The 23,134-nt window shown below is 38.5% G+C and carries 21 protein-coding genes; 20 read left to right on the plus strand and 1 reads right to left on the minus strand.

The genetic code is table 11. The features are described from left to right. The 14 genes from R2B77_RS02400 to R2B77_RS02465 form a co-directional block, all read left to right on the plus strand. On the plus strand, positions 1 to 651 hold a 651-nt coding region (locus tag R2B77_RS02400; protein WP_322555627.1), incomplete at its 5' end, for a flagellin. A gap of 113 nt (positions 652 to 764) precedes the next feature. Continuing rightward, the gene (locus tag R2B77_RS02405) at positions 765 to 1,583 is read left to right on the plus strand and encodes a flagellin N-terminal helical domain-containing protein (protein WP_203245948.1); all 819 of its coding nucleotides are present in this window, start codon (positions 765 to 767) and stop codon (positions 1,581 to 1,583) included. Between the two features lie 98 nt (positions 1,584 to 1,681). Next, positions 1,682 to 3,406: a motility associated factor glycosyltransferase family protein gene (locus R2B77_RS02410; RefSeq protein ID WP_322555650.1), complete on the plus strand. Its 1,725-nt coding sequence runs from the start codon at positions 1,682 to 1,684 to the stop codon at positions 3,404 to 3,406. Then, positions 3,381 to 3,725, plus strand: coding sequence for a hypothetical protein (locus tag R2B77_RS02415; protein ID WP_322555628.1), 345 nt, complete (start codon positions 3,381 to 3,383; stop codon positions 3,723 to 3,725). Before R2B77_RS02410 ends, R2B77_RS02415 begins: the two co-directional genes overlap by 26 nt. Further along, positions 3,722 to 4,945: a motility associated factor glycosyltransferase family protein gene (locus tag R2B77_RS02420; RefSeq protein WP_203245951.1), complete on the plus strand. Its 1,224-nt coding sequence runs from the start codon at positions 3,722 to 3,724 to the stop codon at positions 4,943 to 4,945. Before R2B77_RS02415 ends, R2B77_RS02420 begins: the two co-directional genes overlap by 4 nt. 46 nt (positions 4,946 to 4,991) lie before the next feature. Next, entirely contained in the window at positions 4,992 to 5,993 is a 1,002-nt protein-coding gene (locus tag R2B77_RS02425) for an NAD-dependent 4,6-dehydratase LegB (RefSeq protein ID WP_203245952.1), read from the plus strand. Next, positions 5,990 to 7,144, plus strand: a complete 1,155-nt coding sequence (locus R2B77_RS02430; protein ID WP_203245953.1) for a LegC family aminotransferase — start codon at positions 5,990 to 5,992, stop codon at positions 7,142 to 7,144. Before R2B77_RS02425 ends, R2B77_RS02430 begins: the two co-directional genes overlap by 4 nt. Positions 7,145 to 7,148: 4 nt before the next feature. Beyond that, positions 7,149 to 8,276, plus strand: coding sequence for a UDP-N-acetylglucosamine 2-epimerase (neuC, locus tag R2B77_RS02435; RefSeq protein ID WP_203245954.1), 1,128 nt, complete (start codon positions 7,149 to 7,151; stop codon positions 8,274 to 8,276). Then, positions 8,273 to 9,352 (plus strand): N-acetylneuraminate synthase, encoded by a 1,080-nt coding sequence (gene neuB, locus R2B77_RS02440; RefSeq protein WP_203245955.1) that lies wholly within the window; start codon positions 8,273 to 8,275, stop codon positions 9,350 to 9,352. Before neuC ends, neuB begins: the two co-directional genes overlap by 4 nt. Next, on the plus strand, positions 9,345 to 9,968 hold the full coding sequence (locus R2B77_RS02445; RefSeq protein ID WP_203245956.1) for an acetyltransferase: 624 nt from the start codon (positions 9,345 to 9,347) through the stop codon (positions 9,966 to 9,968). The genes neuB and R2B77_RS02445 overlap by 8 nt, the downstream gene beginning before the upstream one ends. 3 nt (positions 9,969 to 9,971) lie before the next feature. After that, a complete protein-coding gene (locus R2B77_RS02450; RefSeq protein ID WP_203245957.1) occupies positions 9,972 to 11,024 on the plus strand; it encodes a nucleotidyltransferase family protein in 1,053 nt (350 codons plus the stop codon). Continuing rightward, positions 11,017 to 11,712, plus strand: a complete 696-nt coding sequence (locus R2B77_RS02455) for an acylneuraminate cytidylyltransferase family protein (protein WP_203245958.1) — start codon at positions 11,017 to 11,019, stop codon at positions 11,710 to 11,712. Before R2B77_RS02450 ends, R2B77_RS02455 begins: the two co-directional genes overlap by 8 nt. 272 nt (positions 11,713 to 11,984) lie before the next feature. Next, positions 11,985 to 13,208, plus strand: a complete 1,224-nt coding sequence (gene fliB / locus R2B77_RS02460; protein ID WP_203245959.1) for a flagellin lysine-N-methylase — start codon at positions 11,985 to 11,987, stop codon at positions 13,206 to 13,208. Between the two features lie 748 nt (positions 13,209 to 13,956). Continuing rightward, complete coding sequence (locus R2B77_RS02465; protein WP_203245960.1) at positions 13,957 to 14,676, plus strand: hypothetical protein; 720 nt, start codon at positions 13,957 to 13,959, stop codon at positions 14,674 to 14,676. A gap of 170 nt (positions 14,677 to 14,846) precedes the next feature. Here R2B77_RS02465 and R2B77_RS02470 read toward each other — a convergent pair whose 3' ends face one another. Continuing rightward, the gene (locus R2B77_RS02470; protein WP_203245961.1) at positions 14,847 to 16,838 is read right to left on the minus strand and encodes a methyl-accepting chemotaxis protein; all 1,992 of its coding nucleotides are present in this window, start codon (positions 16,836 to 16,838) and stop codon (positions 14,847 to 14,849) included. 295 nt (positions 16,839 to 17,133) lie between these two features. On the opposite strand from R2B77_RS02470, the gene flaG reads away from it, so the two are divergent. The 6 genes from flaG (at position 17,134) to R2B77_RS02500 (ending at position 23,131) form a co-directional block, all read left to right on the plus strand. Further along, positions 17,134 to 17,505, plus strand: a complete 372-nt coding sequence (gene flaG, locus R2B77_RS02475; protein ID WP_203245962.1) for a flagellar protein FlaG — start codon at positions 17,134 to 17,136, stop codon at positions 17,503 to 17,505. 20 nt (positions 17,506 to 17,525) lie between these two features. Beyond that, positions 17,526 to 18,965 (plus strand): flagellar hook-associated protein 2, encoded by a 1,440-nt coding sequence (locus tag R2B77_RS02480; RefSeq protein ID WP_203245963.1) that lies wholly within the window; start codon positions 17,526 to 17,528, stop codon positions 18,963 to 18,965. 30 nt (positions 18,966 to 18,995) lie between these two features. Then, positions 18,996 to 19,397, plus strand: coding sequence for a flagellar export chaperone FliS (gene fliS / locus R2B77_RS02485; RefSeq protein ID WP_203245964.1), 402 nt, complete (start codon positions 18,996 to 18,998; stop codon positions 19,395 to 19,397). Beyond that, positions 19,394 to 19,750 (plus strand): hypothetical protein, encoded by a 357-nt coding sequence (locus tag R2B77_RS02490; protein WP_203245965.1) that lies wholly within the window; start codon positions 19,394 to 19,396, stop codon positions 19,748 to 19,750. The genes fliS and R2B77_RS02490 overlap by 4 nt, the downstream gene beginning before the upstream one ends. A 330-nt stretch (positions 19,751 to 20,080) precedes the next feature. Further along, complete coding sequence (locus R2B77_RS02495; protein ID WP_203245966.1) at positions 20,081 to 21,547, plus strand: methyl-accepting chemotaxis protein; 1,467 nt, start codon at positions 20,081 to 20,083, stop codon at positions 21,545 to 21,547. Between the two features lie 108 nt (positions 21,548 to 21,655). Next, positions 21,656 to 23,131 (plus strand): methyl-accepting chemotaxis protein, encoded by a 1,476-nt coding sequence (locus tag R2B77_RS02500; protein ID WP_203245967.1) that lies wholly within the window; start codon positions 21,656 to 21,658, stop codon positions 23,129 to 23,131. Positions 23,132 to 23,134: the final 3 nt, after the last annotated feature.

Consider the following 23,134-nt stretch of genomic DNA (forward strand, 5'->3'; position numbering starts at 1 on the left):
CAAATCCGTGGTTTGGATATGGCGGCTAAAAACGCTCAAGATGGTATTTCTTTAATCCAAACAGCTGAAGGGGCACTAAACGAAACACACTCAATCCTTCAACGTATGCGTGAACTAGCAGTACAAGCAGCAAACGATACAAACGTTACAGCTGACCGTACATCTATTAAAGATGAATTAACTGCACTTACATCTGAAATTGACCGCATTGCTAAAAATACAGAGTTTAACACTCAAAATCTATTAGATGGCTCATTCTCAGGTAAAACATTCCATATCGGAGCGAACTCTGGACAAGCAATTACACTAACAATTGGTAGTATGGATTCTACAAAATTAGGTGTTAATACTATTTCTGTAAGTAATACATCTAAGGCAAGTGACGCTATTACAAAAATTAATACAGCAATTGAATCAGTTTCAACACAACGTTCTAAATTAGGTGCTGTTCAAAACCGTCTAGAACATACAATTAATAACTTGGGTGCTTCAACAGAAAACTTAACAGCGGCAGAATCACGTATTCGTGACGTAGATATGGCGAAAGAAATGATGGAGTTCACGAAGAACAATATCTTAACACAGGCAGCACAAGCAATGCTGGCACAAGCGAACCAACAGCCACAAGGTGTTCTTCAATTACTTCGATAAGATTATTAATAGTTTAAAACAGCACTTTGGGTGAAATAGGCCAAAGTGCTTTCAGAAAAAAATTCTGAGTTTGCAAGGATGCAAACAATAGACACTCAAGGAGGAAATTAAACATGAGAATTAATCACAACATCGCAGCACTTAATACGCACCGCCAACTATCTTTCAACAATGCAAATGCTTCAAAAAACCTAGAAAAACTTTCTTCAGGTTATAAAATTAACCGTGCAGGGGATGACGCTGCAGGTCTAGCGATCTCTGAAAAAATGCGTGGTCAAATCCGTGGTTTGGATATGGCAGCAAAAAATGCGCAAGACGGTATCTCTTTGATCCAGACAGCTGAAGGTGCACTAAACGAAACACATTCAATCCTTCAACGTATGCGTGAGCTAGCAGTTCAAGCAGCAAACGATACAAACGTTGCTAAAGACCGTACATCTATCCAAGACGAGCTAACTGAACTAACTGCTGAGATTGACCGTATTGCTAAGAATACTGAGTTCAACACGCAGAACTTATTGAATGGTTCGTTTTCTGCAAAAACGTTCCATATTGGAGCGAATTCTGGACAAGCAATTAAGCTATCAATTACTACTATGGACTCAAAAGCTTTAAAAGTTACAGCAGGTGCTGTGGCAGTTGACACGACAACAAATGCAAGTAAAGCAATTACTGCAATTAATACAGCAATTGAATCAGTTTCAACACAACGTTCTAAATTAGGTGCTGTTCAAAACCGTCTAGAACATACAATTAATAACTTGGGTGCTTCATCAGAAAATCTAACAGCAGCAGAATCTCGTATTCGTGACGTAGATATGGCGAAAGAAATGATGGAGTTCACGAAGAACAATATCTTGACACAAGCAGCACAAGCAATGTTGGCGCAAGCGAACCAACAGCCACAAGGTGTTCTTCAGTTACTACGATAATTTATAACAATTATACTTGGACCTTCCCTTTATATTTAGGGAAGGTCTCTTTAAATTTTACTAAATTGACCGATATAAAATAGGAGGTGAAAAAGTTGGTGCAGACTTATATAATTGAAAAAATTCCTGCGAAAAATGGTTTATTCACACTTAAAGTGAATAATTTATTTTTACATAGTAAATATGATCCGTTAAAGGAATCAGAACAATTTGCCCAAAAACATTATACAGAAAACTATTTACACATAATGTTTGGGTTTGGACTTGGCTATTATGCAAGTGCTCTTCAAAGGAAATTTGGAGAAAACGACAGGCTAATCATTATAGATCCGTTATTTGAGAAACATGAAAACAGTACTGAACTAGAGGGGATTCCAATTTTTTACGATATTGATCCCCAAAAAATAGAATCGGAAATAAAGAAATTACTTGTTGAGTATGCGGTTAATGTAAAAGTTATTTGTTTGCCAAATCATGAAAAGTTATTCCCTACAGAATATAAAAGAGTATTGAATATCGTTCAAGATGTATTGAGAATAAATGCAATTTATCGTAATACTATTAATTTTTTTGCAGAGTCGTGGCAAGAAAATTATGTTCGTAATCTAATTCATGTACTAAAGGATGAAAGTTTGACAACATTGGAGAAAAGGTTTGATTTTCCAGTAGTAGTTGCATCTGGTGGACCATCGTTAATCAAGCAAATACCGAAGCTCAAAGAAGTAAGAAATAAGATAATTTTAATAGCATCTGGCTCCACAATTAATACATTGCTTCATTACAATATAGAACCTGATTTTATAGTTTCAATTGATGGTAGTGAAAATAATTATAATCATTTTAAAGACAATGTTTTTACAAATTCTTATTTTATTTACAGTATTCGAAACCATTATAAAATCCGTAACCAATTTAAAAAAAGAGCATTTAGTTTTATACCTTCAATTGAGTCTGATGTTCGGGAGCATGTAGAAAAGATAACCCACCAAAAACTACCTATGTTATTTGGTGGTTCTTCAGTAGCGAACTATGCTTTAACAATCAGCTTATATATATCAACTGGGAAAATTGCACTAGTTGGTCAAGATCTTGCTTATACTGATAATAAAACACATGCTGAGCATAACAAATATTTTAAGAAAGTGGATGATAATTTCAAGAAGGAAAGAAGTGCATTTTATATTGAAGGATATAATGGCGATCAAGTCCTAACAGATGCCCCGCTTCTATCTATGAAAAAGAATTTCGAACAAATTTTGGAGCTTTCAAATGAAAAAGATAGACTATTTAACTGTACAGAAGGCGGAGCAAAAATTGAAGGGTTTCAACAAATAAGTTTTAATGATTTTTGTTGTGATTTATCAGATATTAATATAGATTTAAATTTTGATGAGATTAATAATATAAATATAGGGAATTTCGTGGATGAAATCGAAAAGGAAATTATAACATACGAGAAGCTAGTGGTATCATTGGACAAGGCTTCAAAGTTATTAAAAAGAAATAAAAGTAATTCTACTTTTAATAATAAAGTTATTAGAGGATTAGATAAGATTGATAAAGAAATCAAAAAAATATTTGATACTGTTTCGATGAATTCGATTGTCGAGCCGATTACTATAGACACATTAAATTACTTTTTACCGAAACAAAATGAAAGTAAAAAAGAAGAGTTTGACCGAGTCTTTAGTCAAAATGACCAATTGTATAATCGATTATTGAGTGCAGCAAAGCTATCTAAGCAATATACCGAAGAATTACTAGAAGACGTGACTAAAATAACGGAAGGTGAGAATAATGATGGATCTACACGAACTAATTGAATCTTATAATGAATATATTAAAAAAATGCCTACTGGTTGTCAAAAAGTTGCAGATAGTTTACGGGAAGACCGAATTTCCGAAGCGATGCAAGATATTATTGATTTTTCAGAAGGAGCTAATTGGTTAGCTAAAATGAGTGAATATTTTAGAGAAAATGGTATTTTGGTTAACTTGGAAACAGGTAAAATTCATGAATATTTACATGAAGTGAATAGTGGATTGGAAATTCAAGATTATATCGTTGTTGCAGATATGTTTGAATATGAAATTATGCCTTTCTTTGATGAGAACAGTCAAGATGTTAAATTGATGATATGACATGGGAAGTGGAAGAAAGTCGTAATGGTTCCTATACGTTAAAAGGAAATGGTCTATATGTTTATAGTAAATATAATCCTGAACAGGATGTTGAGAAGTTTATAACAGCCGAAACAAATTTTTTAATGGACAGCTATTTTCTAATAGGATTAGGACTTGGCTATCATATCCGGGTATTACTGGAGAAGACTAATCATCAGAAAATTTATGTTTTTCCAGTAAACGATACGGAGTTAAATGTATTTGAAACCTACAGTAATAAGGAATTGTTAAATAATGAACGGGTTTTGTTAGTGAGTTTAGAGCAAATACCAGAGATTTTAATGATGGATAATCTACAAGTCATTATACCGTTACAATGGGTTAAGGCCCTAGGAAATAAACATCCGTTACATGACTATCTTCTTGATATTAAAACGCGACAAATGAGTTATAAATCTTCAAATCAGTTATTAAAAGAAAACTTTTATAATAACATTCAAAATGAGGATCCAACTATTACTGAATGGCAACAGTATTTTGCAGGGCAGGCTGCGTGCATTGTATCAGCAGGACCATCATTAGACGAAACGATTAGTTTATTACAGAAAATTAAAGATAAAGTTTTTATTATTTCAGTGGGATCAGCGTTGAAAGTGTTAGTAAGTCATTCTATCATACCGAACGCTGTCATCATTACTGATCCATCAATACATGTAGTTAGGCAAATTGACCAAGCAAAATATGTTGGCCCACTTTTTTATTTATCAACGGCAAATCATAATATGACCCAAATCCATAAGTATAACCGATATATTATTTTTCAGGAGGGTTATCCTGATGCAGAAAATTACGCAGATACTTTAAATGCTTCGCTGTTGGAAACAGGTGGCTCGGTCGCAACAACTGCTTTATCTTTATTGGAGTACATGGGGTTTCAAAACATCTTTTTATTTGGACAAGATTTAGGATTTACTAAAGGTAGAACGCATGCGAATGGTTCGACATCAGGTGTATCAGTCAGTGAAAAATATAACTTTCAAGAAGTAGCAGCGAATAGTGACGACATGATCTATACAACGCCCAATTTATTAGCTTTTAAAAAATGGTTTGAAAGAAAAGCGAAAAGGACTCATATGAATATTTATAATACGTCTTGGAATGGTGCAAATATCAAAGGTGCTCCATTTATTGTTGAAGAAGACGTGCTCAGAATAGTTAATTTGTCGGATCTAAATTAGAAATTATTAATAAAAGGTATTTCTACAAAGAATGGGATGAATATAATTGACTAAAAAAATTCTTATAACTGGCGCAGATGGTTTCATAGGATCTCATCTAACAGAAGAACTAATCCAACAAGGCTATGACGTTCGTGCATTCGTTTATTATAATTCATTCAACTCATGGGGGTGGCTGGATCAATCATCTCCGGAAATTCAGAACAATTTAGACGTTTTTGCAGGAGATATCCGTGATCCACACGGTGTGAAAGAAGCAATGAAAGGCTGTACGCACGTTCTTAACTTGGCTGCGTTAATTGCAATTCCTTATTCGTATCATTCACCTGATACATATGTCGACACGAATATTAAAGGGACTTTGAATGTTGTCCAGGCAGCGCGGGAGTTAGGCGTTGAAAAAGTTGTCCACACATCGACAAGCGAGGTGTATGGAACTGCACAATATGTACCTATTGACGAGAACCATCCTTTACAAGGACAGTCCCCTTATTCGGCAACAAAAATAGCAGCAGATCAGATGGCTCTTTCATTTTACCGATCTTTTGATACACCTGTGTCAATTATCCGACCGTTTAACACCTACGGACCACGACAATCCGCCCGAGCGGTTATTCCAACGATTATTGGACAGCTTGCAGCAGGAAACACAACCATCAAGTTAGGTGCAATTAGCCCAACACGCGATTTTAACTATGTAAAAGACACAGTGAATGGCTTCATCTCTGTGATGAATAGCGATAAATCTGTCGGTGAAGTGATAAATATCGGCTCTAACTATGAAGTGTCAATCGGTGAAACTGCCGGAATGATTGCCGACATTATGAATGTTAATTTAATGATTGAAACAGATGAACAGCGTCTACGTCCAGATAAAAGTGAGGTAGAGCGCCTGTGGGCTGCCAATCAAAAGGCAAAGGATTTACTTGGATGGGCACCGAATTATGGTGGTAAAGAAGGCTTTAGGCGAGGCCTTGAAGAAACGATTGAATGGTTTACAAACTCCAAGAATCTCGCATCTTACAAAACGGATGTGTATAACATATGAACGAGCAATGGATTAGCTTTGCGAATGGCATAAAAGATTTATATCAAAAGGATTTTGTACCACTTCATGAACCGACTTTTAATGAAACAGAAATCGACTATGTAACGGATTGTGTCAAGTCAGGTTGGGTTTCTTCAGTGGGAAAGTATGTTGATCGTTTTGAGCAGGAGTTAGCTGAGTTTACAGGAGTGCAGCGTACAGTTGCCGTAGTGAATGGCACTGCCGCCCTTCAGATAGCTTTGAAGATAGCGGGAGTACAACAAGATGATGAAGTGTTTATGCCCTCTCTAACGTTTGTAGCGACAGCTAATGCAGCCTCATACTTGCAAGCAGTCCCACATTTTGTTGATGTGAGTGAAAAAACACTTGGACTGGATCCAGTTAAACTTGAAGAGCATATTAAAGACATTGGGGAAATGAAAAGCGGGCAATTGACGAATAAGCACACAGGTAGAATCATTCGTGCGGTCGTCCCCATGCACACATTCGGACATCCAGTTGACCTTGATCCTTTAATCGAAGTATGTGAGCGCTATAATTTTGTTCTTGTGGAAGATGCCGCTGAATCACTTGGTTCCTATTATAAAGGAAAACATACAGGTGGTTTTGGCCGCGTGAGTGCACTTAGCTTCAACGGTAATAAAATCATGACAACTGGCGGTGGCGGTGCTATTTTAACGAATGATGACAAGCTTGCCGATTATGCTAAACACATAACGACGACTGCGAAAGTTCCGCATCGCTGGGCATATGAGCATGATGAAATTGGTTATAATTATAGAATGCCGAATATTAATGCAGCACTTGGCTGTGCACAGTTGCAAAAAATATCGACATTTATTGAAGAAAAAAGACAGCTTACAGAGATATACGAGGAATTGGTTAGTGGATTAGATGGCGTATCGCTATTTAAGGAACCCACTAATACAACAGGAAACTACTGGTTGCAAACATTGGTGTTAGAGCAAAAGCATAATCGTGATGCTGTCTTGGACTTTTTAAATGAAAATGGTGTCATGTCGCGTCCGATTTGGACTCCCATGCATGAGTTAGAGTTATTTAAAAATATGCCGACAGCTGATTTAACGATTACGAAGAAGTTAAAAAATACATTGATTAATATTCCAAGTACACCGCTGAAAGTGAAGTGAGATAATGCGTCGGAAAATATGTATTGTCACTGGGACACGTGCGGAATATGGACTGCTGTATTGGCTCATGAAAGAAATTCAACAAGATGCCGAGTTTGAATTACAAATCGTTGTCACGGGTATGCATTTGTCGCCAGAATTTGGTTTGACCTATAAGCAGATTGAGCAGGACGGCTTTGTTATTGATGAGAAGGTAGAGATGCTGTTGTCATCAGATACCTCAGTCGGAGTAGCTAAATCAATGGGACTTGCAACAATCGGCTTTACAGACGCATTGGATCGTTTAAAGCCGGATCTCCTTATTATTCTTGGCGATCGATTTGAAATGCTAGCGGTAGCACAAACGGCGCTTGTGATGCAGATTCCTATCGCTCATATTCACGGCGGTGAATTAACTTTTGGTGCCTATGATGATGCCATTCGCCATTCGATTACGAAAATGGCGACTTGGCATTTTGTCAGTACAGAATCACATCGTAAGCGAATTATTCAGCTTGGGGAACATCCAGAACGTATCTGGAATGTCGGGGCACTTGGGATTGAAAATATATTAAAAATTCCTTTGTTATCTAAAGCCGCATTATATAAAGAACTAAAAATTGATGATAACATGCCGTTGTTTTTAATTACCTATCATCCGGAAACAAATGGAGCTACAAATGGTATGCAACCGTTGTTATCTGCTTTGAGCCACTATCCGAATCACAACCTTGTTTTTACAAAAGCAAATGCAGATAATGGCGGAAGAAAAATTAATGAAGCAATTGAACAATTTGTATTAAACAATGCGAATGCATTTCTATTTGAATCGCTGGGACAATTACGTTATTTAAGTGCAGTAAAGCATTCAACTGCTGTGATTGGTAATTCCTCCAGTGGACTAATTGAAGTGCCTTACTTGCAGACACCGACGGTTAATTGTGGTGATCGTCAGTTAGGAAGGCAACGTCCGTCTTCAGTTATAAATACTTCCCTTGATGAAGAATCTATTGAAGAAGCAATTGATGTAGCGCTGAAATTTGAAGGACCCTACGGACAAATATTTGGTGATGGAGAAGTTTCGACAAAAATCATCAAACAAATTAAAAACTTATCGTCCTATTCAATTCAAAAGGAGTTTTATGACTTATGAGTAATCAAACGTACATCATCGCCGAAGCAGGCGTCAATCATAATGGCTCTCTTGATATGGCAAAAAAACTAGTAGATGTCGCAAAACAAGCTGGTGCAGATGCAGTGAAGTTTCAAACGTTTAAAGCGGAAAATTTGGTGACACGAGCTGCACAGCAAGCTGGTTATCAAGTGAGTAATTTAGGAGAAACAACATCACAATTTGAGATGTTGAAAAAACTTGAATTATCCTATGAGGAGTTTGCTGAGCTGAAGAATTACTGTGATTCTACTCAGATTGAATTTTTATCGACGCCTTTTGATTTTGAAAGTGTTGATTTTTTATTAGATGATATTGGGATGAATACGCTCAAAATACCATCTGGTGAGTTGACAAATAGTCCTTTTATTCACTATATCGCAACAAAGAGAAAGCCGATGATTATATCGACAGGTATGGCGACGATGGATGATATCCATGAAGCATTGTCTTTCTTGGCCTATGGTTTAGCCTTTCCAGATCAATTGGTTGAATTGGAAAAAGTGGAAATACATTATCAAACACTAGAGGCCAAAACACTTTTGAAAGAATTTGTGACCGTTTTACATTGTACTACGGAGTACCCTGCACCATTTGAAACTATTAATTTAAGAGCTATGAATGAGATGGAAAAAGAACTTCGATTGCCGATTGGCTTTTCAGATCATTCTGAGGGAATCGCGGTCCCAATTGCTGCGGTGGCACTAGGTGCAGTAATAATCGAAAAGCATTTCACGTTAGACTGTAATTTACCGGGACCTGATCATCGGGCATCATTGGAGCCGAAAGAATTAGAGGAAATGGTGGTTGGGATTAGAGTAATTGAGCAATCTCTAGGCTCAGGAAATAAGCAGCCAACTTCAATTGAGCTTGAAAACCGTCTAGCGGCAAGGAAGAGTATTGTTGCCAAAGTGCAAATTGCGCCAGGTGACATACTGACCGAAGCTCATTTAGCCATTAAGCGACCTGGCAATGGGATGCCACCAACTGCTTATTGGTCCTTAATTGGAAAAACGGTCAAGCAATCATATGAAGTGGATGCACTGATCGATGAATAGGCCTATTATTATGATTGGAAACGGTGGACATGCATCGGTTTTAGTAGAAACGTTGATTGCTCAGCAAAGAGAGATAAAGGGGTATACAGCACCTCAAGAAGAAAAAAACGTTTTTAACTTATCACATTTGGGGACTGATGATGTAATCGCTACATATGACCCGAATGAAGTGGAGCTTGTTTTGGGATTAGGTATGATTGATGTTTCAACTCTAAGGAAGTCGATATTTGAACAATTCATAGCAAAAGGCTATACGTTTGCTGACGTGATTCATCCAACGGCTATTGTGACATCTTCAGTGAAAATGGGGCATGGAGTTCAAATTATGGCGGGTGCAATTCTTCAGACGAATGTATCCATTGCTCATAATACTGTTATTAATACAGGAACGATTGTTGATCATGATGGTGTGATCGGTAGCCATGTTCACCTTGCTCCGGGAGTTACTTTATCAGGCGGAGTTAAAATAGGCGATAATTGTCATATCGGCACTGGAACTTCTATTATTCAAGGAATTACGATAGGTGATAAAACATTAATTGGCGCAGGCTCAATCGTTGTGAAAAATATTGGAGATAGGAAAACTGCCTATGGAGTTCCAGCAAAGGAAGTGTAGTAGATGAAAAGTTGGAAGGACGTTGTCATTCAACCAGAAACAACGATTTTACAAGCCATGAAAATCATCGATGCTTCCACTATGCAATTTGCAGCGGTCGTAGATGATACTATGCATTTACTCGGAACTGTAACAGATGGTGATATACGTCGTGGTATTTTAAAGGGGCTCCCGCTTGAAAGTGCAATCTGCGAAGTGATGAATACCTCTCCGTTTAGTGAACAAGATGGTAAAAATCTTGTTCACTATAAAAAAAGAATGCGCGAACGAAAGTTAAAGCAATTGCCAATCATTTCGGGGGATAATGTGTTGCAACGCATACTATTTTCAGATGAGCTTGAGTTAGCCATTCAGAAAAAGAATACAGTGGTGTTAATGGTTGGAGGACTCGGTACAAGACTCCGACCGTTGACTGAGACAGTACCTAAGCCGATGCTTATCGTTGGAAATAAGCCAATCGTCGAAACGATTATTGAAAGTTTTAAAAATTACGGTTTTACAAATTTTGTCTTGTCAGTTAACTATAAAAAAGAAATGATTATGGATTATTTCCAAGATGGCACACATCTCGGAGTGACAATTGAGTATATTGAAGAAACGAAAAGGTTGGGAACGGCGGGGGCGTTGTCATTGTTGTCAGAAAAACCAACCGAACCTTTTTTCGTGATGAATGGTGATTTACTAACCAAAATCAATTTCGAACAACTACTTAATTTTCATAATGAAACGAATTCTACGGCAACCATGTGCGTACGTGAATATGAGTACCAAATTCCTTATGGAGTTATTGAAACGGAAGATCATCGATTGTTATCTATAGTAGAAAAACCAGTACATAAAAGCTTTGTGAATGCGGGGATTTATGTGTTGAATCCTGCTGTGTTAGATTATGTCCCGAATGGTGAATTTTACGATATGACTGAATTATATAAGATATTGATAAATGAAAATGATAAAGTTTCAGCATTTCCATTGAGGGAATACTGGTTAGATATAGGTCGGTTGGATGACTATGAAAAGGCGAATGGGGAATATAAGGAGACTTTCAATGATTAATGACAAAAAAGTTCTTGCAATCATTCCAGCCCGTGGTGGTTCAAAAGGAGTTCTGCGGAAAAATATAAAAGAGTTAGCAGGAAAGCCACTCATTGCATGGACAATTGAGGAAGCAAAGAAATCAAAGTATATTGATCGATTAATCTTATCATCTGAAGATGACGAGATAATTAAAATTGCAAAAGAGTTTGGTTGTGAAGCTCCTTTTGTTCGTCCTAGTGAATTAGCACAGGATGATACCCCTGGAATAATCCCTCTTCTACATGCGCTTGAGGAAGTCATAGGATATGATTATATCGTCTCCTTACAGCCAACATCCCCTTTGCGTATTGTGGATGATATAGATGCTTGCATTGAAAAAATGATTGCGACGAGGTCGCCTGCTTGTGTTAGTGTGGCGGAGCCGACAAATTCTCCGTATTGGATGTATACAGTAGATGAAAAAGAGAACATGGTGCCATTGATTAAACAGGATAACCTTACGACTAGACGACAGGACTTGCCATCAGTTTATTTATTGAATGGTGCAGTGTATGTAGCGGAAGTAACATGGTTAAAGCAAACAGCATCCTTTTTAACAGCAGAAACTACTGCATTTATAATGCCCAATAATCGATCGCATGATATTGATACAGAAGAAGACTTTTTATTGGTCGATTCCTTGTTGAGAAAATTATTTGTGATTTAGGATATATCGCTGTTTAAAAAGTAGTTCACTAAACATTTTTTTTAATTAGAAATAAATATATTGATATCAAGGGTTTAGTAACAGATTATTTAAAAAATTAATTGTGGATATTGCTTAGTAGATAGTTACGTTACTGATTTATTCAAGGATGTCGTTGTAGCCTTGTGGAATATAATAAGATAAGGTAGTTTTGAAGGAATATAGGATGGTAGAGAAGTCGAAGTACTCAATATTGGTTTATTTTACTTTTTTAAAAAGGAGTGAACAAGTAAATGAAAGAACAAAAGAGAGAAATTATACTTCCTGAATATATGACTAAGTTTCAATGTATTGGTTCAGCATGTGAAGATACTTGCTGTGCTGGGTGGAAAGTAATTGTTGATAAAGAGACGTTCAGAAATTATAGAAATACGAAGCATCCTGAAATGAAAGAACTGTTGAAGAAAAATGTAAAAAGGAATCGTTCAGGGGCGGCTACTGATGAAAACTATGCCAAAATCAATATGGATAGTTCCGGGAATTGCACTCTTTTAGATGAGAATCGTCTATGTAAGATTCAAACAGAATTGGGTCCGGAATTCTTATCGAATACCTGCGCGATTTATCCAAGAACATTAAACCTAGTGGAAGATGTAGTTGAAAAGAGTGCTACATTATCTTGTCCTGAAGTGGCAAGGCTTGTTCTCTTGAAGGAAAATGGAATAGATTTCATCCAGGATGTCGAACCAAGTGATACAAGAGGATTTGTAAAACAGAATACCATGTCAAAGACACAGCAAGCACTATTTTGGGATATGAGAATATTCACGATTAAAACTTTACAGGACCGGAGAATGACGATTGAAAATAGACTTATTATTCTTGGGTTATTTCTTAAGAAATTTGATGAACTAGGTTCTGATAAGGAACCTGAAAAAGTTCAATTATTAATGCAGGAATTTGAAAAAGGTATTAATGATGAAAGTTTAGTGAATTCGATTAATCAACTTCCTACCAATATTTCATTTCAAATTAGCTTGTGTAAAAGTTTGATTGAATATCGGTCGACAACTTCGATAAATAGTCATAGGTATATCGAATGTCTTGAGGAAGTAGTAGAAGGGCTTGGCATGAATGGGAAAGCTACTGACGAGGAGATTATTCATCGTTATAAAACTGCTTATGAAGTGAATTATAAACCATTCATGGAAGACCATGAGTATATTCTTGAGAACTATTTAGTAAATTACATTTTTATAAATTTATTCCCGTTCGAAAAACAGACAGTTACAGATAGTTTTGCAATGCTCGTCATTAATTTCTCGATGATTAAATTACACTTAATTGGGATGGCTAAGTATCATGAAAATTTAAATCTTGACCTTGTCATTAAACTTGTTCAATCTTACTCGAAGACGATTGATCATAATGCGGCTTATTTGAAGAATGTCGAAAGTCAAATGAAGTTGCAAGGATATATAACTTTGGCCCATATGGCAGTGCTTGTTAGAAGTTGAGGCGAGTATTCTGTGACGTAGTACATAAACTAATAATTGGGAAAACAGGTATCATTTGGTGCGCGCATGAAAAAATGCATTCTTGTCTTATGGCAAGTAATCTATTGACGATGATGACATTGCGGCGGTAGTGGAAACATTACTGGGGTCGATTATACGGCGGAAATAGTGACGGGGATGTGAGTTAATTAACAACGTATATTACGTTTGTAGTGATATCAAACGCAGTGTTATATTGCGGTGTAACACCAGTTTTTCGGACGTTGATGAGCAGAAGTAAAATATTAATTCGCAAGAAATTAAGAAGGAAATTATTGCAAAAAAAGCTATCATGCCAATAGATTTTACGGGACAAGCAATTAGTCAAGATGCCATTATGGAAGCCGCTAATCGCAATAACCAAACTTGAATAGAAGATGGTGCTCATTCTGAGTATGCTTTTTGGTTGAAGGAAATTTGAAGGTCATCACTTAATTGTGATGGCTTTATTTGTAGTTTTATAATAAGGAACCTAGCATCTCTAAATAACCGTCGTAAGAAAGTAAGTCTTATAGTATAGTATAATATAACTAATGATGAATGAATGTATAGGACTATTAGGTAGCGTATTTCTGTGTTTCTGAATTGATAATTTAGGATAGCGTGATAAACTATGGTTTTGTTCATGAATTAGTCACTTAACAACTAGTTATTTGTATTGCTGTAGCTAATAAATTTTGATTTTAATAAACTGTAACGGGGTGGAATGATGGGTTTTCTAAAAGAGGTCTTTTCGTTTGTAGGGGAAGTTGCGGGAGAAGTGGTGGGTGGTACGGTTAATAAAATCGGTGATGTAACAGGCAGTGAATTTATAGGAGAAATTGGTGACGGCATTAAAAAAGCCTCTTCCTTTGCGGGTGATAAGTTAGGTGAAGCCGCAAGTGGTACATGGGATATTGCTGCCGGCATTATTACGCAAGATGAAGCACAATTAGATGTTGGACTGAATGATATGGGAAAAGCGATAGGAGATACCGCTAGAGCGGCAGGTCATACAATTTGTAATGTCGTTGAAAATGGTACGGATGTTGTAGGCGGTTTAATAGATGGGGATAATGAGCGCTTGAAGGAAGGGGCAAAAGGTGTTTTAAAAGTAGGGGTTGTCGGTGCGCTATCATTTGGGATCATCGATTTGGTTGATGGGGCGGACGCAGTTGATGGTAATTCTACGGCAATTGCCATGGATGGAGCAAATGGACAGACAGCGCTAGCTTATGATCATTCGCCAAGTGTAACGAGTGACCCTGAAATACCTGCTTCCGATAGCGATGTGACATTGGTGGACAACCCTAATAACCATCATGTCGAGCCGCATTGGAGAACATTGTCGGATGGTACAAAAATTTGGGTTGATGGCGATGGCGATACATCCGTTAATACATTTGAAGGATGGAATCAATCAAGCCCGGATTATAGGGTCGAAGGGTAATGGGTTGAAGGAGTGTAAGTTAACAAATCTAGATAGTACGTTTTGAAACATTTTACTTCATATCCTGTATAAGTCGTCAATCGAGTTTCGTCATCACTAAAAATAAGTATATTCGAATAACAGACAAAACCCGCTGTAGACATAATGTCTAAGCGGGTTTTGCTATTTTTTTACACCTTAAACCGATTAACCGCCAAGCTTAATTCCTCACTCAACTCCGTTAACGTTTCCGCTGCATCTGTTACAGATTGAATCGCACGTAGTTGTTCGTCTGTTGATGCGCTTACCTCTTCACAGGCAGCTGCTGTTTCCTCTGAGGTTGCCGCCATCGTTTGAATCGTTTCTGAGACATCTTCTTTATGTGCCGCGACTTTTTGAATTTCAGAGTAGACAGCATCGATGGAGTCTTGCATGTCAGCCATCAATGTAGAAATTTCCCCGAAAGTAATTTCAGTGTCGTTGACGACAGTTCCTTGACGCTGGAAGTTTTCGCGTGTGTCGTTCATTTGCTGGGTTACGAGCTGCGATTCTGCTTGCAGTTCTTGAACGGTCACTTTCACTTCTTCCGTCGAACGTGCGGATTGTTCTGCGAGTTTGCGGACTTCATCAGCAACTACGGCGAATCCTTTACCGTGTTCACCTGCGCGTGCAGCTTCGATACTAGCGTTTAAAGCAAGTAAATTCGTTTGTGATGAAATCTCCGTGATGGTTTCCATGACGCCACCGATTGCTTTTACTTTCGTTTCCAGTGTGCTAATAACTTCGGACATGGATTGCAAATTCGTTTCCCAATCGTTGAAGGACAGTTTTAGCTGTTGCATTTGGCCCTGACCGTTTGCATTCATGTCTCCGGCTTTCGTTGCAATATCGGACATAACGCCTGCTTTGACAGTGATTTCATTAATTTGCTGGCCGAGTAAATCTGCACGCTCCGTGACAATTTCGGCATCCTCGGCAGATTTTGATGCGCCATGCGCAATTTCTGTAACCGCATGTGCAACTTCTTCGCTCGATGCACTCGTTTCCTCTGCAACAGCACTCAAGCTTTCAGAACTGGCCCGAACATTGGAAGCTGAGTTATTGACGACAGTAATAATAGCATTCATATTGTCAATCATTGTGTTGAAATTACGACCTAGTTCACCAATTTCGTCCTTTGTTTTAATGTCGGTTCGAACGGTTAAATCACCTTGAGAGACAGAGTCCATCAGTGTGTTAACCTGCCCGAGTGGTTTAATCGTCCGACTGATGAGGAAATAAAGTGCAACAAAGATGACGAGTAATGTGATTAGGGCAACAGTAATCATGGAGATACGTAAATCATTTGCCATTGCAGCAATATTTTTCTCATCATAAACGGCTAATACTTTCCATCCAAATTTCGGAATGGTTGAGTAAATTAACGCTTTGGGAACGCCTTCATATACATAATGAATAGTATCACGGTCAGCTCCCTCATACATTTTAGCGATGAATGGAAGATCTATGAGATTTTCTCCCCCCAGTGTTGGATGTACAACGGCTGTCCCTTCTAAATCGAATACTGCGGGGTAGCCACCATAGCCAATTTCACTCGCCATAATTTTATCGGTTAATGCGGCGAGCTGAACGTCTAGGCCGACAACGCCAATGACTTTCCCATTCGCTTGTACAGCTTTTGAAGCACTGACAACAAATTGACCAGTTGCTTGGTCAATATAAGGACTTGTCCACTGAACAACGTCAGGAGTAGCAACTGCTAATGTATACCAACTACGTGTTGTTGGATCGAAATCTGCTCCAAGATCTGCGTAAGGCATTATAATAGTTTGTTTGGTTGGTAGTGAAAAATAGACTCCCGAAGCATCTGCATAAGGATCAAGAAAGTTTTTAAGCGTTGTATTTAGTGCTTGAAGCGTATCATGCCCCGTATCATTATTCATGCTGGCAAATTCAATGATCGTGGTTGAGGTAGAAAGTTGAGTAAGACCTTTTTCATATTGACCGAGAAAGTTCTCGATAGCATAACTCATCTCATTGACAAGTGCACCGCTCGAGTCAATAACGCTGTTCTCCGTATTTCTTTTTACTTGCGTACTGCTAATCGCAGTCATAACGGAGACGCCGACTAGGAATAATACCATGACTGTCATAATAATTTTTGTTTTTATTGATTTGAACATATCGCACCTTCGCTTTCTCCCTAAATTAGTCTTACTATATGAATTTCGGTTTATTCCTTCGTTTGTTTAGATAAAATGAAAGAGTGAGAATAGTAGATGTTATTAAAGTACCCACATGTGATTACGAGAAAACCTACAGGACATAACTCTGTTTGTAAATGAAGATGTTTAGTGCTGTGAAAAAAAGGATTTCAGAAAGCACTTTCATACTTTTTATTGCCAATTAACTCAACTTCCTTTTTGCCATGCCGATATAAATCATAAGTAAGTTCTCGAGAACAGGGAGGTTTGAGGAATGGTAAGTCGTATGGATGGTGGAACGGTAACGCGCCAAGCAAGCGTTTCAGTAGAAAAAGCAGCTCCGGACAAGGAAGTTACGGTAGTGCAAACACAGCCAATTACGGAGCAAGTACAGCCGCAAGCTGACCAAGAACAACAACTTCCGGCAGATAAAGCAAAACAGATGACGGACAGTATGAACACGTTTTTGGCAAGTGCTAATACGCAGCTGCGTTTCAAATTTCATGACAAACTCAACGAATATTATGTAACGATTATCGATTCGAACACGGATGAAGTCATTCGAGAAATTCCATCGAAGAAACTGATGGACATCCATGCGGCGATGCGTGAGTTTGTAGGTTTACTAGTAGATCGAAAAATATAATGATGAAGGTGTGAAGGATTATGAGGATTGGTGGATTAGCATCAGGGATGGATACAGATTCGATTATCAGAGATTTGATGAAAGCAAATCGTATACCACTCGACAAGATTACGCAGAAGAAAGCATATTTGGAATGGCAATTGGAAGATTACCGAAGCATTAACCGCAATCTTCAAACCTCTATTTATAAAATTAACGATACAGTGTTGCGGGCAGGTACGTTTAGTGCAAAGAAAGTTACTGTTTCTAATCCGAATGTAGCAGATATTAAGAGTGTGAACTCGACAGCAGATTTTTCAGGTACTCTGGCGGTTGGACAATTAGCAACGCAGGCAACTTGGCAATCGGATGAATTAGCTAAGGATAAAGAGGGAAAAGATTTAGTTACTGAACTGGGCGTTACTGGTAATATAATGATTAATGATAAAGAAATTGAGGTTGATACTAGCACAGATACTATCGATTCTTTAATTTCAAAAATAAATGCGGATCCAGATGCAGGTGTAAACGCATTTTACGATTCACATACTGGGAAAATTGTGATGACAGCTAAAAATAGTGGTGCTGATCATAATATTACGGTCACTGGACTCGGTTCTGGCTCAGGAACATTGGACCCAGGCAAAAATGCGAAGTTTACATTTAATGGTCTTGTAACGGAACGATCATCTAATACATTCCAAATCAATGGCTTTGAATTTGTATTAAAACAAGTTACTGGAACTGAGGCAGATCACGGAGTGCCAATCACGTTCAATTCAACTGCGGATACAGATAAAATTGTCGATTCAGTCGTTCAATTCGTCGATGATTATAATAAAATGATTGAGGAATTAAACGCAAAAATTAGAGAGCCGAAATATCGTAACTTCCCAGCACTTACAACTGAACAAAAGAGTGATATGAAAGAAAATGAAATTAAATTATGGGAAGAAAAAGCAAAGAGCGGCACGCTTAAAAGTGACCCAATTCTTTCAAGTATGTTATCCCAAATTAGAACAGCGTTAGTGGATGCAAAAATAGGTGAAAAAACGCTAAGTGATATTGGGATAAAACCATCTAGTAATTATTCAGACAATGGAAAACTTATTATTGATGAAGTAAAACTTCGTGCTGCAATTGCTGAAGATCCTGAAAAAGTATCCCAATTATTCAACGAAAAGAAAACAGATCCAACTAAACCAGCTGGGACAGAAGGCGGAGTTGCTGTCCGGATGCGTGATATTATGGACGTGAGCCGCCAAGCGATTGCTGAACGTGCTGGAAGTGTGGGATCTGGAAATAGTACATTTACACTTGGCCGAAATTTAGAAGATATGAACGAACAAATTACTCGTTTCGAAGATCGTTTGAAAATGACAGAAGACCGACTATGGAGACAGTTTACGGCGATGGAACAAGCTATCAATCGTGCAAACGCTCAGTCGGCACAACTTATGAGTGCATTTGGCGGTATGTAATACAGCAATACAAAAGGAGATAGACATTAAATGGCAATGAACAATCCATATGCAAAGTATCAGAATAACTCAGTCAATACTTCTACACCTGGTGAGCTGACACTCATGCTGTACAATGGCTGCTTGAAATTCATCCAACAAGCGAAAAAAGGTTTGGAAGAAAATAATATTGAAGAGAAAAATATGGCCATTCAAAAAGCACAGGCTATTATTTCTGAGCTGATGTTAACACTTGATACGTCCTATCCAGTCGCAGAAAACATGCTCATTCTTTACGAATTTGCCAATAGTCGTCTCATTGATGGCAATATTAAAAATGATAGTGCGTTGTTTGACGAAGCATCGGCTATTATTATGGAGTTTCGTGATACGTGGAAGCAGGTTATTCAAATTAACCGGCAGAAGCAATATGCGAATGTGGATGAGATATGATTCGGCCCGCGATGATGGCTTGGCGTGATGTGACAGAGAAACTATTAGCATTGCCAGCAGGTGAGATTTCAGAAGAACAGCGCGATGCCATGATTTTGGGCATTGAAGGATTTCTAGATGATCGGGACAAGTTACAAGCGCAAATCGTTGCACCGTTTACTTCTGAAGAAGAAGTGTTCGGTAAGGAACTTGTCGCAATGGAAGCAGATGTTCAGAAAAAACTTGCCTTCTTCACCAAACAAATCCGTATGAATATTTCAGAAAGTCAATCCAAAAAAGACCATATGAAAAACTACATCAATCCCTACAGCAATGTAGCGCGAGATGGAACGTTTTACGATACGAAACAATAGCAAGACCTTGGTAGAGGATTTTTCTCTATCAAGGTCTTTTTATGTTTTTATAGTATCTATGTTGAACTAATGATCCCGGGTAATATCCAGTGAAGGCGCCTTACTGGGGTAGCCGAAGCGGTAAGACGGACAGGGGTCTTCTGTCTGGCTTATTGCGGTAGGCATCCCCTAGCGCCGAGCGTTGTTAGTAGGCTTTTTTTATATCGATAAAGTATAAAGAATAATTAGTTAGTTTCACCTATATGAATGGTCATTCATTAATGATACATTTTACATAGTGGTTTATTTCTGTGTAAAAAAGAACAATTGTTGCTTAAGGAGTGATTGTGAATGAATATACATCAATTAAAACGGGAAGATTGGCTTCGGAAAAATCAAATTATGATGATTGGCTTTGCGCTTGCAGCTGGACTGGGCTTGGTAGCACAGCTTATACAGCGGTCACCGATGACCATTATTTTACCGGTGGCAATCCCTTTTGTGCTAGCAATCCTTTTCTATAGCTTAAGTGTAAAGATTCAGAGGGTATCGCGACTTCTCCCATACATACTGCTTACCTTAAATTTTGCAATTGCGATGGGTGTCATCTTTTTCTCGGAAGCAAATCTTGGAACAATCGGCATTATTCTACTCATTATTGTGCTTGCCTCCATTCATGGACAGATGCGCATTATGGCGTTTGGATTTGTACTCGGAGCGATTGCAGTTATCGTGAATAATCAGTTATTTGTTGCGCCAGAGCTTATCGAGAAAAGCGGGACAAATCTAATCATTTTATATCTCCTATCAGGAATTTTACTATTTTTACTCGTTCGCCAAAATAGACAGGTATTTATGCACGTCGAGCAATTGGTTGAATTGACAGAGACGAAGGTACGAGAAGAGGAAGCGTTAACGGAAAAACTGAATCAGGCAGTTGAAAAAATTACCGCCAATCTTGGTCATCTTCGTTCCAATACAGAGACATCTGCTACATCGCAACGTGAAATGCTTGCCGCTGTCAATGAAGTGAGTGGTGGTAGCCAACAGCAGGCAGATCATATTGCAGATATTGCGGAAAATGCGGAGCGAACACATGAGTCGGTTCAGGTCATCGCAGAAGGACTCGGACAAATTGTCATACAGACAAATGAAGCAGGTCGTAAAGCGGGTGATGGCACGGAAAATATCACGAAGCTCAAACAAAGCATTGATACTTTCTCTACATTTTTTACCGAGCTTCATGAAACGTTTACTGTCTTATCTGGAAAGATTGAGGAGACCAATGCATTTGCTGGTTCTATAAAAGAAATAACAGACCAAACCAATTTATTGGCGCTGAATGCATCGATTGAAGCAGCAAGAGCGGGTGAACACGGCAAGGGCTTTGCAGTTGTTGCTGAAGAAATACGGAAATTGGCTGGCTTAACAGATGAGACATTGAAGAAAATTGATAGTAATTTGCTAGAAGTGAACAATTATAATGAGCTCGCTGTTCAAAAGCTGGGGGATGGATTGCAGCAAGTCGCTATGCAAACGACTGTGGCTGATGAATCGAGTGCGTCGTTTGAAGACCTTTTTGACACGATGACGGTTTTGCAACAGGAATTATCATCGTTTATTCAAGACTTTAGTAAAATTACAAACGACAGTGAAACGATCCGTGAACGCACGATGGAATTCGCGGCGATTGTTGAACAAAGTACGGCGGCTGTTGAAGAGTTGAATGCAACACTAACTGAAATGACAGAAGAACAGCAACAAATTACTAACTATATTAATGAAACACATGAAGAAGCATTGTTGATGAAGCGATAATTCAAAATCGTCCTGAACTTGGGGCGATTTTTTCACAGATTCGATTATCAGTTAAGTCGTATAATTCATTACACGACTATAGATAAAATCTTCTGGGGGGATGAAAAGATGAATCATGTAGAGACGATGCGGCAGAAGGAATTTGCGAATAAGAACTTCATTTTATTCATAACGCTAGGCGGTTCGAGTTTCATTGGTTTGATTTTTTATTTCGTAACGGGTCAAGAGATGCTGAAAACGGCTAGTATGGGAATACCGGTAGTGATTACACTATTGTTCTACGGGCTTTCAAAAAAAATCATCATTGTAGAACGATGGTTTCCATGGATCGTTCTTGGCGTGACAGCCTTTGCAGCGCTCTTGAACGGAGTCATTGGAGAGCCTTCGATTGCGACGGCGGGCATTGCCTTTTTCATCGCCGGTATTGCAAGTGTGCATTTGTCGATGAGGATTATGACATACGGGTTTGTGTTATCACTTGCAGTTTTAGGTGTGTTTATTGTGAATTATCCTTTTCAGGAGCAGATTGCTGATAGTAAAGGCAGTTTGGCGCTCGTTCTCATTTTAATGGCAGTAGGGCTTTTCATTCAAATAAAACAGACGAAAAAGCTGGAAGAGCAAGTGAATTTATTTACAGCGGAGCAGGCGTTACATGCGCAGGTAGAAGCGGATAAGCATCGTGCACTCAATGCAAATGTAGAGCAAGTAGCGGATGATTTGACGACGATTGGGGAGACGGCTACGCGGCATTTGGCGGCGCAGAAAGAGTTGTTAGAAATTATGGATAGTGTTGCGGCAACGGTTGAGAAAGAAACGGTTCAAATTGCGAAAATAGCTGACAATACGGAGCGAACGCAAAGTGAAGTTAGCGACATGCATAAGGAAACACGGACGATGAATGTGGATACGGCCAATTTAAGCTTGGAGTCTAGTGAAATTGTTGACCTGATGCAAAGTTTGCGTGGAGGGATGCAAGAGGTACAGTCGTTGCTAGACGATTTAAATGGCTCGTTCGATGCGCTAACGGAAAATATCGATAAGACGAATACGCTTGCGAAGTCGATTGCGACGATTACTGAACAGACGAATCTTCTGGCATTGAATGCGTCGATTGAAGCAGCACGGGCGGGTGAAAATGGCAAAGGCTTTGCAGTAGTAGCCGATGAAATCCGTAAACTGGCGGGACTGACTGCAGTCACGCTCACGGAAATTAACAGCAATTTAGCTGATGTCAATGCGATGAATGAACGCTCACGCGACAATTTGACGAGCAGTACAGGAAGACTTGTGACGCAGACGGCATTGACGGTGGATGCAGAAGCAAAAATTGGTCTCATGCATCATACATTGAATGAGCTTCATCAGAAGTTTGGGATGTTTGATGAGAAAATGGCGTCAATCACACGAGAGACGACAGATATCGGACGTATGACTGGTATGTTTGCCGATATGTTGACGGAATCAAGTGCATCACTCGAAGAGGTCAATGCGACGATTCATACAACCGTTGCTGATAATGAACAAATTGTCGCTACGTTAGATGGGACAATGCGAAGAACGAAACATTTGGCTGAAGTTCGATGAAAA

The organism is Sporosarcina beigongshangi, from assembly GCF_033485195.1.
Taxonomy (GTDB): Bacteria; Bacillota; Bacilli; order Bacillales_A; family Planococcaceae; genus Sporosarcina; species Sporosarcina beigongshangi.

Excerpts from the sequence above, each read along its gene's own strand:
- R2B77_RS02500 (WP_203245967.1), top strand. The coding sequence starts at position 21,656 with ATGAATCATGTAGAGACGATGCGGCAGAAGGAATTTGCGAATAAGAAC.
- R2B77_RS02450 (WP_203245957.1), top strand. The coding sequence starts at position 9,972 with ATGAAAAGTTGGAAGGACGTTGTCATTCAACCAGAAACAACGATTTTA.
- neuB (WP_203245955.1), top strand. The coding sequence starts at position 8,273 with ATGAGTAATCAAACGTACATCATCGCCGAAGCAGGCGTCAATCATAAT.
- R2B77_RS02470 (WP_203245961.1), bottom strand. The coding sequence starts at position 16,838 with ATGTTCAAATCAATAAAAACAAAAATTATTATGACAGTCATGGTATTA.
- R2B77_RS02495 (WP_203245966.1), top strand. The coding sequence starts at position 20,081 with ATGAATATACATCAATTAAAACGGGAAGATTGGCTTCGGAAAAATCAA.
- flaG (WP_203245962.1), top strand. The coding sequence starts at position 17,134 with ATGGTAAGTCGTATGGATGGTGGAACGGTAACGCGCCAAGCAAGCGTT.
- R2B77_RS02405 (WP_203245948.1), top strand. The coding sequence starts at position 765 with ATGAGAATTAATCACAACATCGCAGCACTTAATACGCACCGCCAACTA.
- R2B77_RS02420 (WP_203245951.1), top strand. The coding sequence starts at position 3,722 with ATGACATGGGAAGTGGAAGAAAGTCGTAATGGTTCCTATACGTTAAAA.
- R2B77_RS02415 (WP_322555628.1), top strand. The coding sequence starts at position 3,381 with ATGATGGATCTACACGAACTAATTGAATCTTATAATGAATATATTAAA.
- R2B77_RS02480 (WP_203245963.1), top strand. The coding sequence starts at position 17,526 with ATGAGGATTGGTGGATTAGCATCAGGGATGGATACAGATTCGATTATC.
- R2B77_RS02465 (WP_203245960.1), top strand. The coding sequence starts at position 13,957 with ATGGGTTTTCTAAAAGAGGTCTTTTCGTTTGTAGGGGAAGTTGCGGGA.
- R2B77_RS02455 (WP_203245958.1), top strand. The coding sequence starts at position 11,017 with ATGATTAATGACAAAAAAGTTCTTGCAATCATTCCAGCCCGTGGTGGT.
- R2B77_RS02430 (WP_203245953.1), top strand. The coding sequence starts at position 5,990 with ATGAACGAGCAATGGATTAGCTTTGCGAATGGCATAAAAGATTTATAT.
- fliS (WP_203245964.1), top strand. The coding sequence starts at position 18,996 with ATGGCAATGAACAATCCATATGCAAAGTATCAGAATAACTCAGTCAAT.
- neuC (WP_203245954.1), top strand. The coding sequence starts at position 7,149 with ATGCGTCGGAAAATATGTATTGTCACTGGGACACGTGCGGAATATGGA.
- R2B77_RS02445 (WP_203245956.1), top strand. The coding sequence starts at position 9,345 with ATGAATAGGCCTATTATTATGATTGGAAACGGTGGACATGCATCGGTT.
- fliB (WP_203245959.1), top strand. The coding sequence starts at position 11,985 with ATGAAAGAACAAAAGAGAGAAATTATACTTCCTGAATATATGACTAAG.
- R2B77_RS02490 (WP_203245965.1), top strand. The coding sequence starts at position 19,394 with ATGATTCGGCCCGCGATGATGGCTTGGCGTGATGTGACAGAGAAACTA.